Here is a 3,014-nt window from a genome sequence, read left to right as displayed (position 1 = left end):
CTGTTGAAATGAAATATCTCTGTGTTGATATTTCTTCATAATGACGTTTAAAAAGTAAACGTATTCATTAAAAAACTGATAAGAAAATATCAGCCTCCAGTGAATCCCGCGTTTAATTTAAACCGGGATTCCTGTGATAGAGCAAGGATTTAACAGACAGATTGGAGCAGGGCATATTTTCAGTTGTTAAACCATTCTTCTTCTCTAAAATTCCCGCAAATATCAATTAAAGCATCAGCTTCTCATCAGGATTTAACCCTGATTTCTAACTTTAAACCAAAAGCATCCAGTAATTTCTGCATAGACTTGAGTGTTGGATTTCCTTCAGGTTGTTCCATTTTCTGTAGAGTCTGGGGAGCAATCTTGGTAATTTTAGCCATATCGTTGAGTGTGAGGTGCAACTCGGTACGAATGAAGCGAGCAACCTGATGAAAAGGCCAGTCAGGATTGTTGCTGACGGTTTCAAGTACAGATAATCTCTTTTGCATCTGTTGAATCGGGGTCAGGGGCTTAAAGCGTTTATCCATGATTCAGCTCCTCCAATTGTTGGCAAATATTATTAATTCGATACTGGCTATTTTCAAGAATTTCAGGTGCCAATTGCAGATGCTGCATGTGCTCGAGTAACCCCTGATAAAGTGGTAATTGCTCGATTAATACCGCTTTGATTTCTTGTGGATCAATCATCGTGCTTTCGGCGATCTGTTCAATGACTGAATGCCAAATTGGCATGCCACCATGATCATCTCGCTCCCAACGTGTAGTTCGGGCAATACCATCTGGATGGAGCCACATCGGCGCAAAATCAAATAATGGGGTTAGTTGAATGATTCCATTATTGAAACGTTGAATCGCTGTATTACGGGTATGATTGTCTTTATTGCCTAAAGCGACATTGGCAAGATCACGCTTCAAATATTCAAAGATTTCCTGTTTTGGTTCAGTACAGCATTGCATCAACAGGCTACAGATCTGGTTATGGGTCATTCTTACCCCAAAACCGGCTTTTCCTCCCAGAGAAGCAATACTTTCCTGGGCAATTCTTTCAACCTTCCCATCGCTGACTTTACGGTCAAATCGGGGAATAAATAAAGTCTTACCATGCAGCTCCAGTTCCTGATGAACACGAAGTCCCAGGTATTGGGCAATTTTCATATATAAGGCTTCGTGCATCAAAATTTTATCTAGATTCTGATCACTGCCACGACTGAATTTCACCAGCCAATGCTGTTTGACCTGATCATCTGTCAGCGTGTGATCCAGATAGAACAGGTCATCGTGACCTTGGGTCAGCAGTAATTTTGGCCACTCGCCCTGAATACCAGAAGAACCGGCAATAAAAAGTCCATAAGAGGCCAAGGATTCAATAAATTTTTCTTGACGTTCTACGACTTGGTCCAGACTAAAGCCATGATTCTGCTGAACAGGGAACTGCCCCTGTAGCCATTCATAAGCCTCTTTAATCCGTAAATTACCAATCGGATTGCCTGCACCCGCTTTTAAAAGCGCCCAGTCTGCTTGTTCCTGAGTATTTTCAGAAAAATTAAGCTGACGGAGTAATTCTTTACGACCATAACCTTGAGGTAACAAATCCATCAGGAAGGCCGGCCAGGTAGATTGCAAGGTATTTTGCACATTTACTGGTAAATGATAGGCTAGCGCATGCCCATCGCTTAGGTTCATATAAGAAATAGCATATTCAAATAGATATGATGTGCGCGTGGCTGCTTGCCATCCAGTTTGTTGTTGACCGACAATCTCAACAATAGCGCAATCCAGCCATTCATCTTCCTGATAAACCTGCAGTGTGCAATATTGATCCATAATTTTATTAAAATAGTAAAGTAAAGTGATTTTATTTATTATATACCTATTTTAATAAAAAACTAATTTTATCTTCTAAAAGTTCTTTACCATTCTAAAAGGCCTTTCTTCACTAGAATACAAGACCCATGAGGCTATATAACAAGATGTATCCTGATAGAAATCACGATATAACCCAATTCATCCAAAAATAAGTTTGGCTAAAGACCTACATCGACATATAGCTTATAAATTTAATAATCCTGTAATTTTTTAAATATCTGGGGATATCTAGCCCTTACTACCTATAACTGCTTTTCTTTTGAATAAAATTTTAAGCAGCAAATAAAGGACTAAATCCCCGTTTGCGTAGTAATTTTCGGTACATGCTTGAACTCCGATCTGCCGGAAAATGCGCTTCTAAAGATAAATCCAGAGGTAAATATTCAGGTTTCTGATTTTCTACAATCACACGATCTTCCTCGAAAATTTTCATATTGAATGCATAGGCATCTTCAACCGGTAAATCTTTATCATAATTGCGGCAAATAGGCGCAAAAAGTCGTGTTGAACGTGCAGTCATCGGTGAAGCCGCATTCATGATGACCTGCTTGGCATCATTCGGAAAATGAATCGTAAGGGTTGCAGTAAAGGGTAGGCTCACTTCAAAATGACGTAACCATTTAAAATCTTCCTGGCCACGCTGCTCTGTTCCGATCGGATAACGTCCCACACTACTGATATAATCTGCATTAAAACCAACATCCGTTTCTGTCGTACTGTAATCAGGAACTTCTACATCCTCCGGATCACCAAAAGTATCGGGATGCACCCAGGCAAAATGTGCCACATCAATAAAACCTTCGAGCTGTCTTCCTGCAAAACATTGAATGTCTATCTGAGGGCAGACCAGTTGCTGATACTCAGCATCATCCCAAAAAGGCATATTAGGAATATGAGGTTCTGCATCTTTTGTAGCGCTTAATGAACACCAGATCAGACCATACTTTTCTACCGCAGCATAAGTTTTCAAATGGAAACGTTCCGATATTGTATGCTGAGGATGTGCAGGAATACGGTTGCATTTACCTTCATTGCCAAAGCGTAAACCGTGATAACGACACACCACGCCTTGGCCGTCATTTTTTCCCAAGCTTAAAGGTACACCGCGATGCGGACATGCATCTTTCGCCACCACCAGTTCATCGTTC

General features: G+C 40.5%; 3 protein-coding genes. All 3 read right to left on the bottom strand.

Annotated elements, in window-relative coordinates; all coding sequences use genetic code 11:
- Positions 1–245: 245 nt before the first annotated feature.
- Positions 246–527 (bottom strand): helix-turn-helix domain-containing protein, encoded by a 282-nt coding sequence (locus tag ACO1B7_RS14780; RefSeq protein ID WP_004280265.1) that lies wholly within the window; start codon positions 525–527, stop codon positions 246–248.
- Complete coding sequence (locus ACO1B7_RS14775) at positions 520–1,824, bottom strand: type II toxin-antitoxin system HipA family toxin (RefSeq protein ID WP_129717361.1); 1,305 nt, start codon at positions 1,822–1,824, stop codon at positions 520–522. The genes ACO1B7_RS14780 and ACO1B7_RS14775 overlap by 8 nt, the downstream gene beginning before the upstream one ends.
- A gap of 313 nt (positions 1,825–2,137) precedes the next feature.
- Positions 2,138–3,014 (bottom strand): Rieske 2Fe-2S domain-containing protein (locus tag ACO1B7_RS14770; RefSeq protein ID WP_423090326.1); only part of this gene is annotated, 877 nt, incomplete at its 5' end.

The sequence above is a fragment of the Acinetobacter lwoffii genome (assembly GCF_049367455.1).
Taxonomy (GTDB): domain Bacteria; phylum Pseudomonadota; class Gammaproteobacteria; order Pseudomonadales; family Moraxellaceae; genus Acinetobacter; species Acinetobacter lwoffii_W.
Note: the sequence above shows the minus strand (reverse complement) of the source record. Positions and strands in the feature narration are given on the sequence as shown.

Coding starts and splice junctions, on each gene's coding strand:
- ACO1B7_RS14780 (WP_004280265.1), bottom strand. CDS start 527: ATGGATAAACGCTTTAAGCCCCTGACCCCGATTCAACAGATGCAAAAG.
- ACO1B7_RS14775 (WP_129717361.1), bottom strand. CDS start 1,824: ATGGATCAATATTGCACACTGCAGGTTTATCAGGAAGATGAATGGCTG.